At 63.0% G+C, this 3,316-nt stretch carries 4 protein-coding genes; 1 reads left to right on the plus strand and 3 read right to left on the minus strand.

Annotated elements, in window-relative coordinates:
- Nucleotides 1–47: 47 nt before the first annotated feature.
- Genes ACE04F_RS27665 through exbB form a run of 3 tightly spaced genes read right to left on the minus strand, consistent with a single transcriptional unit; the run spans nt 48 to nt 2,215 of the window.
- Entirely contained in the window at nt 48–803 is a 756-nt protein-coding gene (locus ACE04F_RS27665) for an energy transducer TonB family protein (protein WP_486110742.1), read from the minus strand.
- Entirely contained in the window at nt 800–1,228 is a 429-nt protein-coding gene (gene exbD / locus ACE04F_RS27670; protein WP_486110744.1) for a TonB system transport protein ExbD, read from the minus strand. Before exbD ends, ACE04F_RS27665 begins: the two co-directional genes overlap by 4 nt.
- A gap of 6 nt (nt 1,229–1,234) precedes the next feature.
- On the minus strand, nt 1,235–2,215 hold the full coding sequence (gene exbB, locus ACE04F_RS27675; protein ID WP_486110746.1) for a tonB-system energizer ExbB: 981 nt from the start codon (nt 2,213–2,215) through the stop codon (nt 1,235–1,237).
- Nucleotides 2,216–2,403: 188 nt separating this feature from the next.
- Here exbB and ACE04F_RS27680 point away from each other — a divergent pair, with 188 nt between their 5' ends.
- Nucleotides 2,404–3,261, plus strand: coding sequence for an NAD-dependent epimerase/dehydratase family protein (locus tag ACE04F_RS27680; protein ID WP_486110748.1), 858 nt, complete (start codon nt 2,404–2,406; stop codon nt 3,259–3,261).
- Nucleotides 3,262–3,316 lie beyond the last annotated feature (55 nt).

Below are 3,316 nucleotides of genomic sequence, written 5' to 3' on the forward strand. Positions count from 1 at the left end.
CCCCCCCCCCCCCCCCACAAGGTTCACTCCGTCAGCGGGTGTTCGGGTCAGCGCCGGCGCTTGTCGATGGAGTACAGGAACGGCGCCGTCAGTTCGACCGTGCCGTTGCTCAGCAGGTCGGCCGGTGGCTTGGGCAGCGGTTGGGCGCGGCGGATCATTTCCAGGGTGGCCCGGTCCAGATCGGCGTTGCCTGACTTGCCCACCAGTTCGAACGACACCACGTTGCCTTCTGCGTCCACCACGAACCGCAAGCGGTTCATGCCTTCCTTGCCGCGTGCCTGGGCGCTGGCCGGGTACTTCTTGTACTTGCCCAGGTGGGCCAGCAGCGTGCCTTGCCAGCTGGCCTTGGCCGCCATCTGCGCGGGCGACGGACCAGGAGCCGGTTGCGCGGACTTCTCGGTCGGTGCCTGGGTTGGCTGAGTGTCGGCGGGCTTTTGCTCCGACGGTGTTTCCTTCGGCAGCTCCGGCTTTTTCTCCACTGGCTTGGGCTTGGGCGGTTGTGGCTTTGGCTTGGGCTTGACCGGTTTGGGCACGGCGATTTCCGCCTTCGGTGCCTCGGCCAGTTTGGGCAGCGGCAGCTCTTCGACCGGCTCGGGCGGTTGCGGCGGCGTGGCGACTTTTGGCGGTGCAGGCGGTGGCGGTGCTGGAACTGGCGCCAGTTCGACCATCATCGCCTGGGGCGGCAATTCGATGGGCGCACGCGTCGTCCAGTTCAGCGCCAGTGCGATGGCAAGCGCATGCACGCCCAGCACCACGGCCAGGCTACCGCTGTAACGCGTCAGCTTTTGGCGCGTCGTGATCATTTCTTCGGCGCCGTCTCGAGTCCGACCAGACCGACCTTCAGGTAGCCGGCACCACGCAGGGCGTCCATCACGCTCATCAGGTCGCCGTAGTCCACGCCTTTGTCGGCCTGGAAGAAGATCGTCGTGTCTTTCTTGCCCTGGGTCTTGGCGTCCAGGGTCGGGCCGAGGCTGTCGACCTTGATTTCCTCTTCACCCAGGAACAGGCGCTGGTCGGCCTTGACGCTCAGGAACACCGGTTTCTCCGGGCGTGGCGAAGGCTTGGCCGTCGACGCGGGGAGGTCAACCTTGATGTCCACGGTGGCGAGCGGGGCGGCCACCATGAAGATGATCAACAGCACCAGCATCACGTCAATGAATGGCGTGACGTTGATTTCGTGGTTCTCGGCCAGATCGTCGTCTGCGCCTTCTTTCAAATGCAGGCCCATGGCCGATTACCCCACTTTCACCATGTGCGGTTGCGAGCCGCGCTCGGGCGGCAGGTGATCGAGGTCGCGGCTGACCAGCAGCAGGACTTCGGCCGAAGCGTCGGAAACCTGGGCCTTGTAGCCGGCGATGGAGCGGGCGAAGACGTTGTAGATGACCACGGCCGGGATCGCGGCGACCAGGCCCAAAGCCGTCGCCAACAAGGCTTCGGCGATGCCGGGAGCAACGACGGCGAGGTTGGTGGTCTGGGTCTTGGCGATGCCGATGAAGCTGTTCATGATCCCCCATACGGTGCCGAACAGGCCGACGAAGGGCGCGGTGGAACCGATGGTGGCGAGCACGCCGGTGCCGCTGCTCATATTGCGACCGCAGGCCGCGACCAGGCGTTCGAGACGGAAGCTCACGCGTTCCTTGATGCCTTCCTTCTCGCGGCTGTTGGCCGACAGGCGCATCTCTTCGAGCGCATCGTGCACCAGCAGGTTGGCGAGGGTGCCTTCCTTGCCGGCAGTGGCGCTGGCTTCCTTGAGGGTGGCGGCTTTTTTCAGGGCGGCGATCTCGCCACGCAAGCGACGCTTGGCGCCCAGCAGCTCGAAGCCTTTGGCGATCCAGATGGTCCAGGTGATGATCGAGGCGATGGCCAGGCCGATCATCACGGCTTTGACGACGACGTCGGCGTTTTTGTACATGCCCCAGGGCGACAAGTCGTGGGCCATGCCCAGGGTGTTATCGGCTTCAAGCACTTGAGGCGCGTCGGCTGCGCTGGCTTCGACGGCCTGGCCCGGGTCGGTGGCTGCGGGAGCGGCTACAGGTGCTGTCGTGTCGGCCGGCGCTTGGGTGGCGGCGGGTGCTGTGCTGGACGTGCTGGCCGGCGTCTGGGCATCGGCGAATGCGGCGGCAGGCGCCAGCAGCAGGCTGAACAGCAAGGCTGCCACAGCGCTCCAGGCGCGAGGTCGATTGGTTGGCGAAGCGGAGGAGAGAGAGCGTGTCATGCTGGCCGGACCCGAGAGAAAAATAAGGTTGATGTTCTTCCAGGCCTCGTGAGGCCGAGAACAAAAGTGGCGAGCATTATTGCAAGTAATTCTTGTTAACAAAAGTAATACAGTTACTTTTTTTGTTGCATGGCTAGCCGCTGGTCCCTCTGGCAGCTAGGCTGCGGCTTTTCCAAAAGGAGATCCTGATGCCCGCGCCTTCTGTTTTGATTGCCGGTTGTGGTGATGTCGGCGGTCGTCTGGCCACGAAATTGCTGGCGGCTGGCTGGCATGTTTACGGCCTGCGCCGTGATGTCTCGCGGTTGCCGGAGGGTGTGACTGGCGTTGCCGGTGACCTGTTCAACGAAGACTGCCCAATGACTTGGCCGGTGGGCGCTATCGATTATGTGGTTTATTGCGCCGCCGCCACCGAGCACGATGAGGATGGCTATCGGAAGGCTTACATCCAGGGGCTACAGAACGTGCTGAGTTGGTTGGGTGACTATGGGCAGGTGCCCGATCGACTGATTTTTGTATCCAGCAGCAGCGTGTATGGCCAGCAGGACGGTGCATGGGTCGATGAGACCTCCGAGACTGTCGCTGCCGGCTATTCCGGACGCTTGATGCTTGAAGCCGAGCAGGTAGCGCTCAATAGCGGTATTCGCGCAAGTGTCCTTCGACTGACTGGCATTTATGGCCCGGGCCGCGAATGGCTGCTGACACAAGTGCGTCGCGGTTATCGCGTGGCGATGGAGCCGCCGCTATATGGCAACCGGATTCATGCGGACGATGCTGCTGGATTACTGGCGTTTCTGTTGGAAAAGGATCGGCAGGGCGTACAGCTGGAGAATTTCTACATCGGTGTCGATGATGCGCCCGCACCGTTGGCCGAAGTGGTGGGTTGGCTACGCGAATATCTGGGCGTGACCGAGTGGGCTGATGACGCCAGCGTGCGCCGCACGGGTAGCAAGCGCTGCAGCAATGCCCGGGCGAAGGCATTGGGCTGGGTGCCCCGTTATCCGAGTTATCGCGAGGGCTATTCGGCGATTCTGGAAGGGCGTTGCTGACTTTCCCGGCACACCAAAACAACTGTGGGAGCGAGCCTGCTCGCGAAGAGGTCAT

The organism is Pseudomonas sp. AGC41 (assembly GCF_057334555.1).

Coding starts and splice junctions, on each gene's coding strand:
- ACE04F_RS27665 (WP_486110742.1), bottom strand. CDS start 803: ATGATCACGACGCGCCAAAAGCTGACGCGTTACAGCGGTAGCCTGGCC.
- ACE04F_RS27680 (WP_486110748.1), top strand. CDS start 2,404: ATGCCCGCGCCTTCTGTTTTGATTGCCGGTTGTGGTGATGTCGGCGGT.
- exbD (WP_486110744.1), bottom strand. CDS start 1,228: ATGGGCCTGCATTTGAAAGAAGGCGCAGACGACGATCTGGCCGAGAAC.
- exbB (WP_486110746.1), bottom strand. CDS start 2,215: ATGACACGCTCTCTCTCCTCCGCTTCGCCAACCAATCGACCTCGCGCC.